A 19,971-nucleotide genomic window follows, 5' to 3' on the forward strand; every position below is an offset into this window, starting at 1 on the left:
CATGACCGCGGCTCTGCTGCTGCTCGTTGTCACCAGCAGCCCGGCATCGGCGGCCGGCACCGGGTACTTCGTCAACAACACGGTCGCCTGCAGCGACACCGGTGCAGGCACCCAGACTGCGCCGTTCTGCACGATCTCCCAGGGCACCAAGAAGGCCGTGCTGCCGGGCGATACCGTACACGTTGCCCCAGGCACCTATCGGGAGCAGATCACGATCAATGCCTCGGGAACCGCCACCGACCCGATCACGGTCACCGGCGACGCGCCGGGTGTCGTCGTGCTCGGCACCCGGTCGCTGGCCGGGGCGGCGCTGTGGACCGCGACAAGTACGACAGCGTGGTCCACGCCGTACGCCCCGCCGTCCGCACCGAAGCAGGTCTTCGTCGACAACCAGCGGCTGGCGACCGCCACGTCCGCCACCACGACGACACCGAACAGCTGGTTCTACGACGCGACCGCCAAGGTTCTGTACGTCGACCTCGGCGGCGCCAACCCGGGTGACGGGCACCAGGTCGAGGCGGGTGCGCAGTCGTTCGGAGTCACCACCAGCAGCAAGCAGAACGTTGTCATCAGCAACCTCGAGCTCGACCGCGCCAACCTGGCCGGCGTGCGGTTGCTGTCGTCGTCCGGGATCACCGTCGACCACGTCAGCACGTCTCAGTCGGCCGCGAACGGCGTACTCGTCGACACCTGCCCGAGCAGCTCGATCACGATCCGGTCCGCCGCCGTGGACAACGCGCTGACGACCGGGATCAAACTGAACGCGTCCAGCGGCGTGACGGTCACCGCGTCGAGCAGTCACGACAACGGGCTGCACGGGATCGGACTGGCCACCTCGCCGAACAATCTGCTCACCGGCAACACGGCGTACGCAAACGTCTCGCTGAACCCGAACGCGTCCGCCAACGGCATCGACGTCGACACCAGCTCGCCGGACAACCAGGTGATCGGTAACGTCACGTACCAGAACCAGGACAGCGGGATCCAGGTCTACAGCAGCAGTCACCGGGCCCTGGTGGCGCGCAACATCTCGTACGGCAACGGCGACCACGGCTTCGACACCCTGACCTCGACCGGTGTGCAGTACCTCAACAACACGGCGTACGGGAACCGCCGGGACGGCCTGTCGGTCGAGGGCAACTCGACCGGTGCCACCGTTGCCAACAACCTCCTGGTCGACAACGGCACCGCCGCGACCGAGTACGACCTGTACGTCGACGCCGGCTCGTACTCCGGCCTGACCGCCGACCGCGACATGGCCTACAACCACGTGGCCGCACCGAGCGCCAAGGTCAACGGCGTCATCTACAACACGCTGACCGCGTTCGCCACGGCGACCGGCCAGGAGGCGCACGGGCTGTCGGTCGACCCCGACTTCGTCAACCCGGCCGGCGCGGACTTCCGGCTGACGGCCGGTTCCGCCGCGGTCGACTCGGCCGGCTCCTCGGTGCCGAACTTCGTGTCCTCGGACCAGGCCGGCAACGCGCTCGCCGACGACCCGATCGTGCCGGACAGCGGCGCCGGTACTCCGGCGTACGCGGATCGCGGCGCTCTGGAGTTCCAGCCCGTCGCCGGTGCGACCGACTACCCGCCGCACGCGACCGCGGTGCTCAACCCGGCCGCGGTGAACATGCCGCCGTCGACGCCGGTGACCGTGGACGCGAGCGGGTCCAGCGACGCCGACGTGAACGGCATCGCGTCGTACACCTTCGACTTCGGTGACGGCACCGGGGCCGGTCCGCAGGCGACGGCAACCGCGACCCACAAGTACGCGGCGGCCGGGACCTACACGGTCACCACGACGGTCACCGACACCGCCGGGCTGACCGACACAGCGACCGCGCAGGAGGTCGTGAGCCTACGGCAGCTGCAGACCTACTCCGTCGAGCAGACGAACCCGTCGTGCAGCGACACCGGTCCCGGCACCGTGGCCACCCCGTTCTGCTCGATCAGCGCGGCGACCAAGAAGATGCTGGCCGGCGACACCGCGCTGGTCGGTGCCGGTCAGTACCGCGAGCAGGTCCAGCTCACCGCGAGCGGCGAACCCGGCGCTCCGATCACGCTGCGCGCGACCTCGCCGTCGGCCGTCATCCTCGGCACGAACGACGTCTCCGACGCGGCCGGCTGGTCCGGGACGTCGACGACGGCCTGGAAGCACGCCTACACCCCGGTGCCGTCCCAGGTCTTCCTGGACGGGCAACCGTTGGCCAAGGCAACGAGCAGTACGGCGACCACCAACGGCAGCTGGTTCTACGACACCCCGACGGCAACACTGTACGTCGACACGGGCGGCACCAACCCGGCGACCGGGCACACCGTCAGCGCCGGCGCGCGCACCTTCGGCATCCTGCTCCGCCAGGTCAGCGACATCAACATCAGCGGCTTCGCGGTCCGGCAGACCAACCTGAGCGGCGTGTACTTCGACACTGTGCAGCGCGTTTCGCTGGACACGATCGACACGGCGCAGTCCGGTGCCCAAGGCGTCACCGCCGACAACTCCGCCAACGTCACAGTGAGCGGAGTGCAGGCGTCGGCGAACCTGTCCATCGGGGTCCGGTTCTTCGGCACCACCGACAGCACGGTCCGTGCCTCGGTCACGCACGACAACAACTTCCACGGTGTCAGCATCCAGGGCGGCGCTCGGGACACGGTGACCGGCGTGACGACGTACCGGAACAAGCGGCTGTCGACCCGGATCGCGGCCGGTATCGACGTGTCGCTGTCCGCGCAGAACACCGTTGTCGACGGCAACCTGTCGTACAGCAACGACGACTCGGGCATCGAGTCCTACACCGGTGCCACCGGGACCCTGGTACGCCGGAACGTCGTCTACGACAACGGCGACCACGGCATCGACGACTTCCAGGCACCCGGCACGCAGGTGATCGGCAACACCGTGGTCGGCAACGCCACCGCCGGGATCAACTTCGAGGGCGGCTCGACCGGTGCCCTCACCCGGGACAACGTGACGACGGACAACGCCGTCGGCAGCACCCGGACGATCGGCGAGATCCGGGTGGACGAGACGTCCAGCCAGGGCACCAGCCTGGACCGGGACCTGGTCTTCCAGAGCAACGGCGGACCGCTGTTCGAGTGGGCGTCCCAGCCGTACACGATGCTCAGCTCGTACCAGACCGCCAGCGGTCAGGAACCGACCGGCAAGGCGGCGAACCCGAAGTTCGTCAACCTGGCCGGGCGCGACCTGCACCTGACTTCCACGTCTCCCGCGATCGACGCGGCCGACACCACCCCGGCCGGCTGGAGCGCGACCGACAAAGACGGTCTCGCGCCGGCCGACGATCCCGCGGTCGCGAACACCGGCACCGGATCGGTCACCTACGCAGACCTGGGCGCCTACGAGTACATCGGTCCGGTGGCCCGGGCGACCGTCACGCCGGCCTCCGGCTTCGCACCAGTGGCCGTCACCGTGGACGGCGGCACGAGCGTCGGCCTGTCCGCTCCGATCGCGTCGTACCTCATTGCCTGTGGCAACGGTACGACGATCGCCCAGTCGAGTGGGACCTGCACCTACACCGCTGCCGGGACGTACAGCCCGACGTTGACGGTGACCGACACCGCGGGCCGGACCGACACCTGGACGAGCGCGCCGATCGTGGTACAGCCGAACGGGGTACCGACGGCACGGCTGACCGCCACGCCGACGCAGGCCTACGTACCCCAGACGGTGGTGCTCGACGCCTCCAAGTCGTCCGACGCCGATGGCCGTCCGCTGGCGAGCTACGCGTTCGACTGCGGCAACGGCCAGACGACGAGTCCGCTGACGACATCGACGACCAACTGCACCTACACGACCGCCGGCACCTACACCGCGGCGGTAACGGTGACCGACACCGGCGGCCTGACCAGCCGGGCGACCACCCAGGTCAAGATCCTCGCCGACGTGGCGCCGACGGCCGTGCTGACGCTGAACAAGACGACGGTCAAGTCGAAGCAGGCCGTCCAGGCGGACGCCTCGAAGTCGACCGACCCGGACAAGACACCGATCGCCACCTACACCTTCAACTGCGGCAACGGCACGACGAAACCGCCGCAGACCAGTCCCAGTACGAGTTGCACCTACAACTCGTCGGGGCTCTACACGGTGACGGTGACCGTGACCGACACCATCGGGACGTCCTCGTCCGCGAGCAAGACCGTGCAGGTCCAGCCGTGATGCACCAGAACCGAAGAAGGGCGCAGTCATGACGCTCGAGGAGATGTTCCGCCGGATCGTGCGCGCCCACCTGGCGCTGATCCTGGTCTGTGTGCTGATCCCGGTGGCCGGCGCGGCGATCCTGATCGCCGGGCGGCCGGACCCGAGCGTGGCCTCGATCCGCCTCCAGGTGATCGCCGGCTCACCGAAGTCGGCGACCGAGGCCGAGGGCATGAACAGCCGGGTGCTGGCCGTGGCGACCACACCGAGCCTGCTCGGTGCGGCGTTGCAGGCGGCGAATGTGCAGCGCGACGTCGATACCTATGCGGCGACCAACATCGCGGCACAGCGGATCGGCGGGTCCTCGATCGTCGAGCTCAGCGTCAGTGACAACGACCCGCTCGCGGCCGGACGGATCGTGGGCGAGCTCGCCACCCGGGTCGCGCTCTTCATGAACCAGGGTGGCCAGGCAACGTTCCGGAGCACACTCGCCGACCTGACCCGCCAGATCGACGACGCGACCGCACGCCGCGACAAACTGATCACCCAGCTGCGCGGTATCGCCGATGTCACCGCCAGGTCCGATCTGGGTGTCCAGATCCAGTCGGCCAACCAGTTGCTGAGTGAACTCAGTGGCCAGCGAGCGACCTTGATCGCGAATGACGCGGCCAGGGACCAGGCGGTGCTGGTCAGCAACCAGCCTGACATCAGACGGGCATCGAGCACGATCCTTCCGCAACTCGCGCTGGCGCTGCTGCTCGGTCTCGTGCTCGGCCTCACGGCCGCGACGGTCCTGGAGACGTTCCGTCCGCGCGTCAACGGCATCCGCGCGCTGGCCCGGTTGCTTCAGGCTCCGGTGCTGGGCACATCGACCGAGGAGATCGACTCGCTCCGCAACACGATGGCGCTCGCAGCCCGGCGGCAGGGCGTCGATGCGGTAGTGCTGATGGGTGCCGACTCCGACGACGCCGACACCGTGAGCAAGCTGCTGTTCTCGCTGTCCGGACGGACTCATGCTCCGAAGCAGTCGAAGCAGCCGGCCGGTCCGGACGACACCGGGCCGGTCTTCGAGCTCGACGGTTTCACCGATGTCCGCTTCACCGGGCTGTCGGCCGTCACCCCCCAGGACGAGATGACGGCCGGGGTCGTCGTGGTGTCCACCGGCACAGTGCTGCTGCGCCGGCTGGACGACCTGGACGACGTCCTGAAGGCCGTTCGCTGGCCGGTGCTCGGGCTGGTGCACGGCCCGGCACCGCGTCGGTTCGGCAGGCTGCGATGAGTGCGGCGGTGAGCAGACCGCTGAGCACCAGCGTGCGTTCAGGGGCCGGCACGGGGATAAACACCGGGATGAGCACCGGGATGTTGCACACCGCCGGTCAACGCGTCGCGGTGCATGGTTCGCAGAGCGTCGTACGAGCGCTCCTCGACGCCGCGGACGGGCCGGAGCGACCCGGGCTCGCAGCGGACCCGCCGAACGTGGTCCTCGCGGTCGAGGACACCCGCGAGCCGTTCGGCACGCGCGGAGCGGAGCTGATCACGCGCGGCGTCTGGGCGACACCGGGCGGCGAGGCTGTGCTGACGAACGTCGGCGGCTCCGGCTTCGATCAGCGGTGGGCGGTCGACGTGGACGGCCTCCGGGTCGCCAGCCGGCGGCGGCCGTCGTACCGGGAGTCCGCCGCGGCCAGGCTGCTCCCTGCTCGGCAGCACGCGTTGAACAGCCAGGTCCTGCTGCACTACCCGGCGCTGTGGTTCGCGATGCAGCAGGGGTTCGCGCCGCTGCACGTCTCGATCGTCGAGGTCGGTGGTGTCGTTGCCCTGCTGGCCGGACCGGGCGGCGTCGGCAAGTCGACGCTGGTCGCGCGGGCGCTGGCCGACGGTTGCCGGGCGACGTGCGACAACCTGGCGGTCTGCGACGGGGCGACAGCCTACGGCGTGGCCGAGCCGTTGCGGCTCCTCGACGGTACCGGGCGGCGGGCGCTGCACGGGCGGCGCGAGCAGCCCTGGACACACCGGGTCAGGTCGCTGCCTCCAGAACTCGTCGTCGTACTGCGGCGAGGTACACAGGACTTGCCCGAACTGCACGAACTCGGCCCGGCGGCAGCGGCCCGCAGACTCGTCGCCGGTACCTACGCGGCCGGCGAACTCCGGCGCTTCTGGTCGATCGCGGCGCTGGTCGCAACGGCGACCGGATGCGGACCGGTGCACCCGCCGATCGAGAAGGTCGCCGACCGGCTCACCACCCGGCTGCCCGCGGTCGAGCTGATCCTCGGCCGGGAGCCCGGTGCCGGGCTGACCGAGCTGCTCCGGCGTCCGCTGGCCGCGATCCGGACCGGGCGGGCCGGCTGATGGCCGGCCGGCTCGAGCGAGACCGGATCGAGGGCGGCCGGATCGAGGGCGGCCGGATCGAGGTCGCCCAGATCGTCACCCGGTTCATCGCCGGTGCGGGCGGTGTCGCGCTTCGAGGTGTGCTCCCGCTCGACCGGGCCCGCTACCGGGTCACGATCATCACCGGACAGGGCGGCCCGCTCGCCGACCGCGCGGCGGCCGCCGGGATGCGCGTGCTGATCGAGCCCTCGCTGGTCTCACCCTTGTCACCGAACGACGACCGCCGGGCGCTGCGCCATTTGACCGCGTTGTGCGCCAATGGCGGGTACGACGTCGTCCACACTCACAGCGCCAAGGCGGGCGCGCTCGGCCGGCTCGCCGCTCATCGCGCCGGAGTGCCGCGCATCGTGCACACCTACCACGGCTTCCCCTTCCACCAGTTCCAGAACCCGTTGCGGCGCAGGGCCTACATCGCGATCGAACGGCGCCTGGCCCGCATCACCGACGACGTACTGGCCATCGGGACGGGCGTGGCAACGGAGGCCTTGCGACTCGGACTCGCCACGCCGCGCAGTCTGCGGACGATCACGCCGGTGGTCGAGGCGGTGACCGTGCCGCGAACCGGCACCTCCCGGACGGCGGCCCGCGCCGAGCTCGGGATCGACCCGAGCACCCCGCTGATCGGCACCGTCGGCCGGATCGACTACCAGAAGGCTCCGGAACACCTGATCGCCGCCGTCGCCGCACTGCGGCACACGGACGCCGTCGCGGTCTGGATCGGTTCGGGGCCGGGCGACCGCGAGGCGAAGGAACTGGCCCGACGCAGGGGCCTGGCGGATCGGTTCGTCTTCGCCGGCGAGCGGTCCGACGTACCGCAGCTGCTACCGGCGTTCGACGTGTTCGCGATGGCCAGCCGGTACGAGGGCCTGCCCTGTGCGGTCGTCGAGGCGATGCGCTGCGGCCTTCCGGTCGTGGCGACCGCGGTCAACTCGGTGCCCGACCTGGTCGTCCCCGGCGAGAGCGGGATCCTGGTCCCACCGGGCCGTCCACGCCTGCTCGCCGAGGCCATCGACGAGCTGCTCGACGATCGCCCGAAGGCCGAACGGATGGCCCGGCGCGGGCAGTCCGCCGCAGGAAGTACGTACGACGCCGGGAGTCTGGCCGAGGTGCTCGACCAGGTGTACTCGGCCGGGCGGCCGGCGCAGCTGGCGGCGTCATGACGAGTCCGGTCGAGAACGTCGCCCAGGGCGAGCGCAAGCGCCCGATCTCGCCGTGGCTGCAGCTGTGCCCACCCGGGACCGTCGAACTCGACCTGCGTTTCGGTCCGGTCGGGGCCGCCCAGCTGTCCCCGGACGGCCCGGTGGTGCTGCTCGATCAGCGTGCGCGCAGCCGCCGCCGGCTTCGGCGTACGGCGCGGGAGCTCGGGGTCGTACTGGAGCGGGAGTTCGTCGTACTGCCGACGCTCGACCGGCCGATGGTGGTAGTCGACGACGTCGAGGAAGCGATCAAGTACTTCTGGACCGCGGTGGCCACGGTGCCTCCCGGCTTCGCGTTCGCCTTGCCCGCGTCCGCGTGTCTCGGACTGGCACGGCTCGCACCCTGGCGCTGGACCGGCGCCCTCGCACCTGCCCGCGTCGTCGTCGGGAGGCGGCGATGACCGTAGCTACCAAGGCGTTCCAGCCTCGCCCGCGGTCCGTGCACGACCTGCTGTTCGCGCCGGGCAGCCGCGGCGTGCTGATCGCGACCTCGAAGGATCCCGATGCCAAGCGGACGTTGGTCGTCACGCCGCCGGCCGGTACCTTCGTGGACGGCCCGGCCGGGCCGGTGGCGATGAAGATCCCTGTCACGGTCGCCGCCGCGGGCGCGATCTCGCGCGAGACCCGGATGCTGCTGGCGCTCGGCGAGATCGACCTGGGCGAGTTCGGCCGGACCGTCCCCTCCTACCTGGAGACGCTCGACAGCGACGGGCTGCCGGCCGTGGTCACGACGGTACTGCGTGGTGTCCCGATGAGTGTCGCGTACCACCGCTGGCTGCACACCTCGCGGCAGCGCCCGGTGGCCGAGGACTTCGCGCTGGCCGGCGGATGGCTCCGGCATCTGCAGCTGGCGACCGCCGGTGAGCGTGCCCGGATCACCTGGGCCGGTGAGGTCGCGGGCCGGCTGCGCACCCGCTGGTCCGGACACCCGAAACTCGAGGCCGCACAGGTTCGGCTCGCGGCGGCGGACCGACAGCTGCGCAGTCATCGGGTCGCCACCACAGTGGTGCACGGCGACTACTGGTTCGGGAATCTGCTGGTCGACGGCGGCCGGATCTCCGGAGTCGTCGACTGGGAGAGCGGCGCCCGTACCGGATGGCCGCTGCGGGACCTGGTCCGGTTCGCGCTCAGCTACTGCCTCTATCTCGACCGCCACACCCGGCCCGGTCACGAGGTACGCGGGCACCACGGCCTGCGGCGTACCGGATTCGGCGCCGGGATCAGGTACGGCCTGCTCGAGACCGGCTGGCTGCCGGACCTCGTCCGGCTGTACCTGCGCACCGGGCTCGACACGCTCGGCCTGCCGACGACCCTCTGGTACGGCGCCGCGCTGGCCGGGCTGGGCGAGATCGCCGCGAGCGCTAACGACGACGAGTTCTCCGCACAGCACCTGGAACTGCTCACGAGTCTCCCGTGCCGGCCACTCACCGACGGAGCCGAACCCCGATGACGACCACCACGTCGATCCAGCCCACGCCACCGGCCGGCATCGTCGCCTCGCCCGGCCTGGCACGCGGTGACGCGCTGGTGGCAATGATGGGCCTGACGACCTGTTTGCTGCCGTTCCTCGTCCCGGCCGGCCCCGCCAACACCGCGCCGGCGGACGCGGGCATCCTGCTCTGCATCGTGCTGAGCGTGCTGTGGGCCGGGCGCGAACACCTGCCGATCAGGCTGCCGTACGCCGCCGGTGTGGCCGGGCTGATGCTCGGCGGAGCGTTCGCGGCGTACATCTCGATCGCGCCCTTCGGCAGCGCGCTGGTGCTGATCCAGGATCTACTGCTGTTCGCCTGGGGCGCGGCGCTCGCGCTCGGCCGGCACAATCCAGCGATCGTCCGCGCCGTCACCGTGTCCTGGTGCCGGACGGCAGCGATCTACTCCGGCGTCATGGCGGCCGCGTATCTGGTCGGCTTCAACGCGCTGACCGGGGTGTCCGCCAAGGACGGGGTGCGGGCGCCGTACACCTTCGGCGATCCCAACCTGGCCGGCAACTACCTGGTCGTCTCGTTGTTCGTCATCGCCGCGTGCAAGCATCCACGCTCCCCCGGCGTCCGCCTGATCGCCTACCTGCTGGTCCTTCTCGCGATCGGGTTCACCGGCTCGAACGGCGCGATGCTCACGCTGATGGTCGGCCTGGTGCTGTCCGTCGCGGTGACCTCCTACCGGCGCCGGGGTGCTGTGGCGGGCCTCGCTGTCCTCGCCACCGCCGCGCTGGCCGGCGGGCTGACGGCCGGTTTCGTGATGCCGCGCGTCGACCTCACCCAGCTCCGTGAAGAGGCGGCCGGCAGTGTCCCGCTGCTGCGGGATTCGTTCGGGCGCAGCGCGAACTCCAGCGGCGAACGCGCGACGATCGTCCGCGAGGGCGCGAACCTCTTCCTCCAGGGCGATGCGGCCGGTTACGGGCCCGCCCGGACGAAGGCGACTCTGGAGGCCACGCACGCGCCGTACGTCAAGGAAGCCCACAACGACTACCTGGCGACCTTGCTGGAGCGCGGGGTGATCGGCGGGATCGGCCTGCTGGTGTTCGGCGTCGCGGTGTTCGCCCGCTGCCTGCGGCTGGTTTTCGGGAACCTGCCGAAGACGTACGCCGAACTCGTACCGAGACCGTGGCTGCTGGCCGTCGTCGGGCCGGTGATGGCGACCGCCGCCGGGTTCTACGAGGTTCTGCACTTCCGGCATCTGTGGACCTGGCTCGGTCTGGTCGCGGCCCTCGTCCTCGCCATGCAGGACCAGCACGACCAGCACGACCAGCACGAGGTGGCGCGATGATCCGATCCGTCGTGTCCAACTGCTCGGCGCGGTTGCTCGCCGTCCTCGGACTCACGCTCGCTACCGTCCTGGTAGCCCGGACCGGTGGACCGTCGGCCGTCGGCGAGTACGCGCTGCTCCGGATGGTGCCCGGCCTGGTCGGCGTACTGTGCGTCCTCGGTCTGCCCGGGGCGCTCGCGTACTTCCTCGCCGTACCCCGGCGGGACCTGCCCCGGCTCTGGCCGACCCTGATGACGATCGGGGGCGCCGGAGCGGCCGTCGGTACGGCGCTCTGGATCGCCGCGACGCCGCTGCTGGCCAAGGTCTTCTTCCCGCACGAGGCGCCCTGGCTGGTCGCGGCCGCGGGCGCGACCGTCGCGAGTCAATTGATGCTGACGCTCGGCAAGACCGCCCTGCAAGGACTCGAGGACCGCCGGGGCGGTGATGTGGTGATCGCGGCCGAGGAGCTCGCATTCCTGCCCTGTTTCGTCCTCCCGCTGGTCGTCGGCGTGCACGGCATCGGTGCGATCGTCCTCGGTCTCGGACTCGCCGACCTGGTGGTCGCGGTCGACGCATGGCGCCGGGTCGCCGGCCGGCTCGGCTGGCGTCGCTTCGGTCTGGCCGGTGCCGGCCGCGGGTGGTTCGGCCGGCCGGACAAGAACCTCGCCCGGCAGGTGGCGTCGTACGGCCTGCGCGGCCAGGTGGGCGGCCTGATCACGTTGCTCAACCTCCGGCTCGACGTCGTGATCCTCGGCGCGCTCGCCGGTCCCGCAGTACTCGGCGGGTATGCGGTCGCCTCGAAGTACGCCGAACTGCTCCGGCTGCCCGGCACCGCGCTGACCTGGGTCTTCTACCCCCGCCTGGCGAAACTCGAGCAGCATCGCGCGGCCGAGCTCGCACGGCGGATGATCCGGCCGACGCTGGCCGGCGTCGCGATCGCCGCGGTTCCGGTCGCGCTGCTCGCCGACCCGGTGCTGCGACTGCTGTACGGCGCGTCGTTCGGATCGGCGGTCACGCCGGCCCGGGTGCTCGTCGTGGGCATGGTGCTCGCCGGCGCCTCGGGCGTCGCGAGTGGCTATCTCTACGGGCGCGGTACTCCGGGGCTCAATTCGATCGTTCTCGGCGCCGGGCTGGTCGTCACAGTGGTCCTCGACGTGACGCTGATACCTCGCTACGGGGCACTCGGCGCGGCCGTCGCGTCGACCGCGGCGTACCTGTCGACCGATGCGTTGCTGATCGGTCTGCTGCTGCGGCTCAGCGCGCCGTCGGCCCGCCGTGGCGCGGCCGTCGCTGTCGGAGAGGGAAGCTCATGAAGGCGATGGCGATCGCTACCGGTTTGCTGATGCTGCTGGCCGGCTGTTCGACGAGCAGCCCCGCCGCTCAGCCGACGGCACTCCCGGACAGCAGCCCGGCGGCAACGACTCCCGGTCCGACTCAGGCACCGTCCAGCACGCCGACGGGCGGCAGCGCGCCGGTGGTGCTCCCCGGTGACCGGTACGTCGCGCTCGCCACCGCGCTGCACCACAAGGGCGTGGCCATCTGGTGGGAAACCGATCTGGTGAAGCGCTGGCTGGACGGACAGGCCGCGTTCGACGGAGCGATCGCCCGGCTCGGGCAGCTGGCCTCCGTACCGGGGACCGCCGGGTTCAAGATCTCCGACGAGATCGGGTACGGCGACGGCCTGACCTCCCCGGCCCAGGCCGCCGACTTCCTCCGGCAGGCCCGCAGCGGCCTGGCCAAGGTTGCCCCAGGCAAGCAGATTCTGGTGGACGCCGTCGTACCGGAGCTCGGGTGCCTGCCGTGGCGCGGCGGCAACCAGGAAGGCTGCGCACAGCGGGTCCGGCTGAAGTACCCGGCGGCCAGTGCGGCGGCCGTCGAGGGCTACCTGCGGACCGACCTGATCGACCGACTGGACCTCAGCACCGGCCTGCTCAGCCCGAACACCTACCAGACCTGGGGCCTGGACCAGCACACCGCACAGACCGAGATCTGGAGTCGCGTTCGCGCCCAGGGCTGGGAATCGCTGACGATCCTGCAGTCCCGCAAGGCGCTCGCGGCCGCCGACGGCTACCAGGGAAACGCCGCCCAGGCCGCGACCGACACGGCCACGTACATCGCCGCACCGGTATCGGCCGGGGCACAGGCGGTGGACATCTGGACCTGGCGGCAGCGCTACCAGGGCAAGGTCTTCAGCCTGCTCGCGCCCGACCTCGGCAGCAACGCGCTGTGGACCTCCCTGCTCCAGGAACGGCGACTGGGCGTGCGGTTGATCACCCACATGACGCCGTCGACGATGCCCACCGATTCCGCCGCGTTCGACCACGAGTGCGACCTCGCGGCCCATGCGTTCACCGCGGTCTTCGTTGCCGCCGGCACCGGTTAGGAGACGGACATGTCGTCACAGGTCGGTCCGGTCAGGCGGTTGCTGGACGTGCTGATCGGCGCGCTGTTACTGGTGGTCGCGTCGCCGCTGCTGCTGGTGGTCGGCGTACTCGTGCTCGTCACCAGCGGCCGGCCCGTCCTGTTCCGTCAGGCTCGCGTGGGCGAGAACGGCCGGACCTTCACGTTGTACAAGTTCCGCACCATGCGGACGGTTGCCTCCGGCCCCCAGGTAACCAGCACGGGCGACGCCCGCATCACGCCGATCGGCGCCTTCCTGCGGCGGACGGCGATCGACGAGTTGCCCCAGTTGTGGCACGTGGTTCGCGGGCAGATGACGCTGGTCGGTCCGCGTCCGGAAAGCGCGACTCTGGCGGCGCGCTATCCGGACGCGTGCCGGCCGGTGCTGATGGCACGGCCGGGACTGACCGGTCCGGCGCAGCTGCGGTACCGCGAGCGTTCCGCGGTACCGCCGGACGCCTGGACGGACGTGGAGCTGTGGTACCTCGACGTACTCGTGCCGCTCCGCGTGGCCGCGGACCGGGAGTACCTGGACCGGCCGACGATCCCCCGCACGTTGTACTACGTCCTGGTCACCGGCCTGTTCATGGTCGGGTTGGCGGACCTCCAGCAGTCCGTCACACCGCCTCGTCCACGTACGGCGCCGGCTTCACCAGAACCGGGTCACAGCGGGCGTTGAGACAGGTCCCGTCGGTCAGGTCGAACTCGAAGTTGTGGCCGAGGCAGCGCAGTACGCCGTTCACCACGACGCCCGTCTCGGCCAGGTCCTCGCCGGCGTGCGGGCAGTACCTGCCGATCTCCAACTGCTTGCCACCGACAACGATCGTTGTGGTTTCCTCCGGATCGCGGGCGGCCTCGAAGCGCTCGACCGCCCGGAGCGCAGCTCGGTCCGCGTGCTTCAGCAGGCCGACCAGGTAGTCGTTGTACCGGTCCGGGTCGCGGCGTGCGGTGAAACGCATCGACAGCAGGAGCTCCTCCCAGCGGGTCCGGCCGGACACCACCCCGTCGAGCCATCGGCCGTCCATGGTCAGGCAGTAGTCGGCATGGCCTGCGCCGCCGTCGAGATCGACGACCACACGGTCCGGTCCGATGTGCGCGTCCCAGATCCCGCCGTACGGTCCCGAGACGTCGAAGCGCAACGTCATACCGATCCGGGCGAGGAAGTACTCCGAGAGCGTGCCGAGCGACTCCAGATGGTTCTTGAAGCGTTGGGCCAACCCGGGCCGCGACACGGGGTTCGCGGCCCAGGCGGCGTCGATGGCCGGCCGGCGGCGGGCGGCGTACTCCTTCAGGTACTGCCGCCGCTGCTCCGGTCCGGCGTCCAGCGCGAAGTCGTTCCAGTGCGGGTCCCGTACGACGGTGAGGTCGTCCAGCTGGATCTGGTCCCCCGGCAGCAGGCAGACGCCGGGCTGGTCGGGGATCCGGTCCGCGAGCCAGGCCAGCGCCTCGCCCTGATCGGGGAAGATCCCACCCGGACGGAGGCCGCTGTTCAGTTCGAACAGCTCGTCGTCGAGGAAGCACGGCGGACCGGCGTACGGCATCACCAGCCGCGGCCGGACCTGCCGGACCAGCCGGGTGACAGCCTTGAACTTGCCGACCCGTTTGATCGTCGAGATCCGCTCCCGCTCGACCTCGTCGTACTCGTAGCGGACAGGGTGCCAGCTCGCCCCCGACATCTGCACACCCATCACATCCAGCTGTCCGCCGACCTCCGTCATCGCGCGCCGCGCCTGGGACAGGGAGATCCGGGCGTCGTTGGTGTGCAGCACGCTCCGGTTCCCGAGCTTGAGCAGTACGGCGGCGTCGTGGCTCATCGGGCACTGCTCGGGTATCACCGTCAGCCAGTCGTCTTCGTTCAGGCGGTAACGCTCCCAGGGATCGAGCACGACGATCCGGGCCCGCCCGATCGCGCGCAACCGGCGCTGCATGATCGTCGACGGATACCGCGGCACGACCACGGGAATGCTTCGGGAGAGTCCGGCGATCAGGTCGAGATCCAGGTGATCCAGATGCTCGTGCGACACCACCACGAGATCGACGTCGAGCAACCCCGCCGTCAGCAGATGCGAGTTGTCCGGAAACGGGAACCAGGACCCGAGGAACGCACCGCCGGCCGACAACCACGGATCCGCCAGAATCCGCACCCCGTCCCCATCCACCCGCAACCCGGCGTGCCCCAGCGCCGTGACAGTCCCCTCGCCCATACCCCCAAGCCTCCCGACCCCCGCCCCCACCCCGCATCCCCCACCCGCACGAACCCCCCTACGCCATTCAGCGGTCACGCAACGGAGTCACCATCAGCCATTCTGTAACGGGGCGAGTCGGCGCCGGATCCGAGTTGAAGATACACGCATGGAACAATGGTTGCTGGAGATGAGGAGGAGATGATGACAGCTGTCCCGCTGCCGCCCGCCCATCTGCTCACCGTCGGCGAGTACGCGACACTCGGCGAGGAGGAGACCGGCCGGTCGGAGCTCATGGAGGGCAATCTTTTGATGTCGCCGAGCCCCAGCCCGGATCACAACATGGCCGGGTTGCGAATCGCCCTGCAGTTGATGCCGCAGCTGCCCCTGGATCTCGAGGTCATTACCGACGTGGACATCGATCTCGAGCTCGCGCCGCCCGACCAGCCCGGGTTCTCCCGGCGACCTGACGTCATCGTCGTGCGGAGAACCGCCAGGCCGCGGGTCAGGACCGAAGGCGGGCTGATCCGCGCGTCGGAGATCCTCGTCGTCATCGAGATCGTCTCCCCTGGGTCACGCCGTACGGACAATGTCGTCAAACGGGCCGAGTACGCCGACGCCGGCATCCCGCACTACTGGATCGTCGACATCGACGAGCCGGTCTCCCTGCTGGCGTGCCACCTCACCGACAAGTTCGGCTACCTCGACGCCGAGGTTGTCGGCGGCACCTTCACCGGCACCGACCCGTTCTCGATCAACCTCGACCTGGAAGATCTCCACTAGGATCCGCGAGGTCGAGCTGACTCAGCTTCCTCCGCCGCCGCCACTCCCGCAACAACTCCCCAACCGGCCTGTCGTCACTCACACACCCGAGTATCCAGGGCCGCGCCATGACGAGGCAGGTAATCGACAGCGCCGCGGCGGTCGGCGCATCGTCGTACGTATGACGATCAAGCAGCTCACCCTGCACGCCTTCCAGGAATTCGCCAACGGCAACCTCGAACCGCTCCGCCCGCTCCTGCACGAGAACTTCGTCGAACACAGCCCCGGCAACCCTTCCGGCCGCGACGCCTTCATCGAGTTCCTCGCCAAGGCCCCGGTCGCCGGCGCCGAGCTCGCACTCCAACGCGTCATCGCCGACGACACCCACGTCGTCGTGCACTACCTGATGACCACCCCCGAAGCCACCCAGGCTGTAGTCGACATCTGGCGCTTCGAGAACAACCAGATCGTCGAACATTGGGACGTCGTCCAGCCCGCGTGACTACACGAGGCTAGCGATCGCGCAGCGTGTCGTGGTGGTGGCGTTCGCCGCGGACCAGGTGCAGGCGAAGCTCCTGGGCGATCGTGTCCGGCGCGTTCTCGTCGGGGGCGTTGTGGTCCAGCTCCGGGAGGATCCGGAACTCGGCGTTCGGCATGATCGTGGCGAGGCGTGGCAGTACGCCGGTCAGGTACGCGGGCGACTTGGCCCCACCGAGCAGCAGTGTCCTCGACGCGATCCCGGCGTACCGGCTGCCGTCGGAGTCGAGGCGGAGGATCTCAGCGATCTCGGCCGGCGTCGTCGGCATCATGTCCCGCGTCTCGCGACTGCCGGGTCCGCGGACGAGCACGAGGGAGATTGCCCACAGCAAAGGTACGGCGCGGAACGGCAACAGGTCCGTGCCTTTGAGGAACGTCGTCATCGCGGCAACGCGCCGGCCCGCGTCGAGTTGCCGCGTGAACCCGCCCAGCCAACTCCCGTCGAACGACCCGTCGATACTCACGCCCGGCTCGTACGCGATCAGCGCATCCAACTGCCGCCGCAAACCAACATGTAGCGCGATCAACCCGCCGTAACTGTGCCCGAACACCGCCCGCGCGCCCGTGTGCTCGAGCACCGCAAGTACGTCGTCGGCATCGGTCTCCACGCTGTACGCCGTACCGCGCGCAGCACTGGCTCCACGCCCACGCCGCTCCACCACATGCACCGTATGCGCCCCGGCCAGCGCCCGCGCCAGCCCCTCGTAGTGATGCGCCCGCCGATTGTTCCCCGGAATCACCACCACACCGGGCCCGGCCCCGGTCGACAAGACGTCGACCCCCGAGACCAGCTCCCGCTCCCACGTCTCCGTGTCCCCCATCCCCGGTCCTCCCTCGCTCACAGATCCCAGGATGTCCAACACCACTGACGCACCGCTGTCTTCCCGCTGGCACCAATTCGCCGCCTCTGCGAACCCTCGCCGCTTCCGCCATCACGCACCGTGACCAACGCTCCTTCCGGACGAAAGTCTGTACAACTTTTGTCGAAGTTCCGCATCCAGACGGTCGGGTGTCGTGGAAGTGCGGGCAAGAAGGATCCGATTCCCTGAGGAGGGCTCCATGTCTGTACGTCGTTTTACTGCACTGGTCGCCGCGAGCATGCTGGCCGTCGGAGGTTCGACAGCCGCGGCGGTCAGCGCGCAGGCGAAGCCGGCGGGAACTGCGACTGTCTCCGTGCTGCACGCGGTTCCGGGCGCAACCGTCGACGTCTACGCGAACGGCAAGGCACTGTTGACGAACTTCGAACCGGGCACACTCACGGACCCGGTCAAGCTGCCCGAGGGCACGTACGACCTGAAGGTGACCGCGGCCGGCGCCGGCGCCGGCGGGCCGGCGGTGATCCAAGCCGACGGCGTCGACGTACCGGGCGGTGCGAACATCACCGTTGTGGCTCACCTGTCCGCGGCCGGTAAGCCGGTGCTGACGCCGTACGTGAACGACGTCTCGAAGCTCGCGGCGGGCAAGGCGAGGCTGACGGTTCGGCATGACGCGGCTGCGCCCGCCGTCGACGTCCGGGCCGGCGGCAAACCGGCGTTCGAGGGACTGACCAACCCGAAGGAGGCCAAGGCGGACCTGCCGGCCGGCACGGTCAAGGCCGACGTGGTCCTCGCGGGAACTTCGACCGTCGCCATCGGCCCGGCCGACGTGAACCTCGAAGAGGGCACGAACACCATCGTGTACGCGTGGGGCAGCGCGGCGGACAAGAACCTCAAGCTGGCGGTTCAGACCATCCCGGGCCTGCACGGCAACCCGTCGGGCGTCCCGGGCGGTACGGGCGGCCAGGCTGCCGAGCAGAGCACTCCCACCGCCTCCTGGTGGTTGACCGCCGTACTCGCGGCGGCCGCACTCGCCGTCCTCGGCTTCGGTACGTCGGCGGTCCGGGTCCGCAGGCGCTCGTGATCAGCAACCGTTGTGCGGCCATCCTCGCGATGGCCGCACTCGCTGTTGTCATCCCGTCGACCGGCTGCAGCTCACCGGGCCGTCAGGCGAACGAGCGCAACGCCCCGGCCGCATCCACCACGTCGCCCACCACGTCGCCCACCGATTCGTCGACCGAGTCGCCTACCGAGTCGCCCGCTGTCTCGCCCTCGGTCGCCGGCATCCCTGCCCGGCCGGCTGATCCGCCGGCCGTCAGGCGCTCGGTGCCGCCGGTTCGGTTACAGATCCAGGCGATCGGCATCGACCTACCGGTACTGCCCGTCGGCGTCGCCTCGAACGGCCAGATGGACCTTCCCCCCGATCCGGCGACGATCGGCTGGTACCGGTTCGGCCCTGGCATCGACAGCACCACCGGTTCGGTGGTGCTGGGCGGTCACCTCGACAGCAAGCAGTACGGCGTCGGCCCGCTCGTCCGACTCCGCAAGCTCCGGCCCGGCGGACTGATCGTCGTGCGCTCCGCCAAAGACGAAACGACGACGTACCGGGTTCGCCAGATCGAACAAGTGCCGAAGACCGGTCTCGCGCTGGACCGGGTGTTCGCCCGGGACGGCAGTCCGGCGCTCTGGATCGTGACCTGCGGCGGACCCTACGACCGTGACCTGGGCGGCTACCGCGACAACCTCGTCGTCACCGCGACTCCCGCTTGACCGCGGGCTTCTGAACCGCGTCGGCGAAGTTAGAACCGCACCCACTCATCGCGCCGCAGCGGGGCCGGCTTCGGCGAGCAGGAAGGTGACGGCCTGGTCCAGGCCGTCAAGATCGCGTGCCGGCCGGGGCCACCCCGGGCCCGCTGTGACAGTGGTGTAGCCGCTGTTCTCGAAGCGACGACGGAGGGCCGCCTGGCCGGCATGCCGCGTCATCGACCAGAGCACCACGATGACAGGCCGGAGCCGCTGAGCGGCGGCGAGCAGGGACAGGTCGTTCCCACCAGCCGCCAGCATGATCGCCGGCTGCCCACGTTCGATCAGAGCCGCACGCAGGATGGTCAGCGGCACGGTGTGCGTCTCGCCAGGGCGCGGCACCAGTAGGACCGCACCTGCGGATGGCTCGAGCCGGCGGCGTGCGACGTGCTGCTGGGCGGCTCGGTCCACTGCGGCGGCCAGTGTCACCTCGAGGTCGGCGCAGTCAGGGCGACGCTCGGCGCGACGCTCGAGCTCCCGGAACACCGGAGCGATCACCTCTTTCCACGCCTGCCCTGTCCCACGATCCTCGAACAAGCGCTCCAGCGCCTCGTCGACTTCGACGACCCGGTAGGACTCCAGCCGGCCAAGAAGGTCGTCAACGCCCGCGACGGGACCTTGCGCGTGACTCAGCCGCGCGGCGTCGACCGCTGACATCCCGGCGTCCATCAACGCGATCATCCGGCGCAGGCGATCGACGTCTTCGGTCGAGTACCGCCGGTGCTTGCCATCTGTCCGCAGCCTCGGCCCGACGCCGTACCGGCGCTCCCAGGCGCGCAGCGTCACTGTGGGCACGCCCAGCTCGGCGGCCACGTGCCCGACCGGCCAGACCGCGTCGGCCGGGAGCGGCGTCCGCGCTCCGGACAGGTCGGCCATGATTCAACAATAGTGCTCCACAAGGACGGGCCCGGACGTTCCCGGCGCATCCGTACGACGCTCCGCCGCCGAAGAACCAGTGGATCGCGAGGGAGCTGATGGTGACGAGTGAGGCG

General features: G+C 70.0%; 17 protein-coding genes. 14 read left to right on the plus strand and 3 right to left on the minus strand.

All coding sequences use genetic code 11. From position 1 onward, the window contains the following. Position 1 precedes the first annotated feature (1 nt). From EV651_RS35935 to EV651_RS35980, 10 genes are all read left to right on the plus strand, one after another. On the plus strand, positions 2–4,174 hold the full coding sequence (locus EV651_RS35935) for a PKD domain-containing protein (RefSeq protein WP_238157418.1): 4,173 nt from the start codon (positions 2–4) through the stop codon (positions 4,172–4,174). 28 nt (positions 4,175–4,202) lie between these two features. Continuing rightward, positions 4,203–5,432, plus strand: coding sequence for a hypothetical protein (locus EV651_RS35940; RefSeq protein WP_133789725.1), 1,230 nt, complete (start codon positions 4,203–4,205; stop codon positions 5,430–5,432). Positions 5,433–5,500: 68 nt separating this feature from the next. Next, positions 5,501–6,499: a hypothetical protein gene (locus EV651_RS35945; RefSeq protein ID WP_133789726.1), complete on the plus strand. Its 999-nt coding sequence runs from the start codon at positions 5,501–5,503 to the stop codon at positions 6,497–6,499. Beyond that, positions 6,499–7,698, plus strand: coding sequence for a glycosyltransferase (locus EV651_RS35950; RefSeq protein WP_133789727.1), 1,200 nt, complete (start codon positions 6,499–6,501; stop codon positions 7,696–7,698). Before EV651_RS35945 ends, EV651_RS35950 begins: the two co-directional genes overlap by 1 nt. Beyond that, positions 7,695–8,135 (plus strand): hypothetical protein, encoded by a 441-nt coding sequence (locus tag EV651_RS35955; protein WP_133789728.1) that lies wholly within the window; start codon positions 7,695–7,697, stop codon positions 8,133–8,135. Before EV651_RS35950 ends, EV651_RS35955 begins: the two co-directional genes overlap by 4 nt. Further along, positions 8,132–9,184, plus strand: a complete 1,053-nt coding sequence (locus EV651_RS35960) for an aminoglycoside phosphotransferase family protein (protein WP_133789729.1) — start codon at positions 8,132–8,134, stop codon at positions 9,182–9,184. The genes EV651_RS35955 and EV651_RS35960 overlap by 4 nt, the downstream gene beginning before the upstream one ends. Further along, complete coding sequence (locus EV651_RS35965) at positions 9,181–10,500, plus strand: O-antigen ligase (RefSeq protein WP_133789730.1); 1,320 nt, start codon at positions 9,181–9,183, stop codon at positions 10,498–10,500. The genes EV651_RS35960 and EV651_RS35965 overlap by 4 nt, the downstream gene beginning before the upstream one ends. Continuing rightward, entirely contained in the window at positions 10,497–11,792 is a 1,296-nt protein-coding gene (locus tag EV651_RS35970) for a polysaccharide biosynthesis C-terminal domain-containing protein (RefSeq protein ID WP_133789731.1), read from the plus strand. Before EV651_RS35965 ends, EV651_RS35970 begins: the two co-directional genes overlap by 4 nt. Beyond that, on the plus strand, positions 11,789–12,862 hold the full coding sequence (locus EV651_RS35975; RefSeq protein ID WP_133789732.1) for a hypothetical protein: 1,074 nt from the start codon (positions 11,789–11,791) through the stop codon (positions 12,860–12,862). The genes EV651_RS35970 and EV651_RS35975 overlap by 4 nt, the downstream gene beginning before the upstream one ends. A 9-nt stretch (positions 12,863–12,871) precedes the next feature. Then, positions 12,872–13,558 carry a sugar transferase gene (locus EV651_RS35980; RefSeq protein ID WP_133789733.1) on the plus strand — a complete coding sequence of 229 codons (687 nt, stop codon included), beginning with the start codon at positions 12,872–12,874 and terminating at the stop codon, positions 13,556–13,558. Here EV651_RS35980 and EV651_RS35985 read toward each other — a convergent pair. After that, positions 13,497–15,083, minus strand: a complete 1,587-nt coding sequence (locus tag EV651_RS35985) for an MBL fold metallo-hydrolase (protein WP_133789734.1) — start codon at positions 15,081–15,083, stop codon at positions 13,497–13,499. The genes EV651_RS35980 and EV651_RS35985 overlap by 62 nt on opposite strands. Positions 15,084–15,266: 183 nt before the next feature. Here EV651_RS35985 and EV651_RS35990 point away from each other — a divergent pair, with 183 nt between their 5' ends. Continuing rightward, positions 15,267–15,845, plus strand: coding sequence for a Uma2 family endonuclease (locus EV651_RS35990; RefSeq protein ID WP_133789917.1), 579 nt, complete (start codon positions 15,267–15,269; stop codon positions 15,843–15,845). A gap of 160 nt (positions 15,846–16,005) precedes the next feature. Continuing rightward, positions 16,006–16,326, plus strand: coding sequence for a nuclear transport factor 2 family protein (locus EV651_RS36000; protein WP_133789736.1), 321 nt, complete (start codon positions 16,006–16,008; stop codon positions 16,324–16,326). Positions 16,327–16,336: 10 nt separating this feature from the next. On the opposite strand, the gene EV651_RS36005 is transcribed toward EV651_RS36000, so the two are convergent. Continuing rightward, positions 16,337–17,182 carry an alpha/beta fold hydrolase gene (locus EV651_RS36005; protein WP_133789737.1) on the minus strand — a complete coding sequence of 282 codons (846 nt, stop codon included), beginning with the start codon at positions 17,180–17,182 and terminating at the stop codon, positions 16,337–16,339. Between the two features lie 238 nt (positions 17,183–17,420). Between EV651_RS36005 and EV651_RS36010 the strand changes: the two genes are divergently transcribed. Beyond that, entirely contained in the window at positions 17,421–18,260 is an 840-nt protein-coding gene (locus tag EV651_RS36010) for a DUF4397 domain-containing protein (RefSeq protein ID WP_133789738.1), read from the plus strand. Beyond that, positions 18,257–18,946, plus strand: coding sequence for a class F sortase (locus EV651_RS36015; RefSeq protein WP_133789739.1), 690 nt, complete (start codon positions 18,257–18,259; stop codon positions 18,944–18,946). The genes EV651_RS36010 and EV651_RS36015 overlap by 4 nt, the downstream gene beginning before the upstream one ends. A gap of 45 nt (positions 18,947–18,991) precedes the next feature. Here EV651_RS36015 and EV651_RS36020 read toward each other — a convergent pair whose 3' ends face one another. Beyond that, positions 18,992–19,855: a MerR family transcriptional regulator gene (locus tag EV651_RS36020; RefSeq protein WP_133789740.1), complete on the minus strand. Its 864-nt coding sequence runs from the start codon at positions 19,853–19,855 to the stop codon at positions 18,992–18,994. Positions 19,856–19,971: the final 116 nt, after the last annotated feature.

This window comes from Kribbella sp. VKM Ac-2571, assembly GCF_004362255.1.
GTDB lineage: Bacteria > Actinomycetota > Actinomycetes > Propionibacteriales > Kribbellaceae > Kribbella > Kribbella pratensis.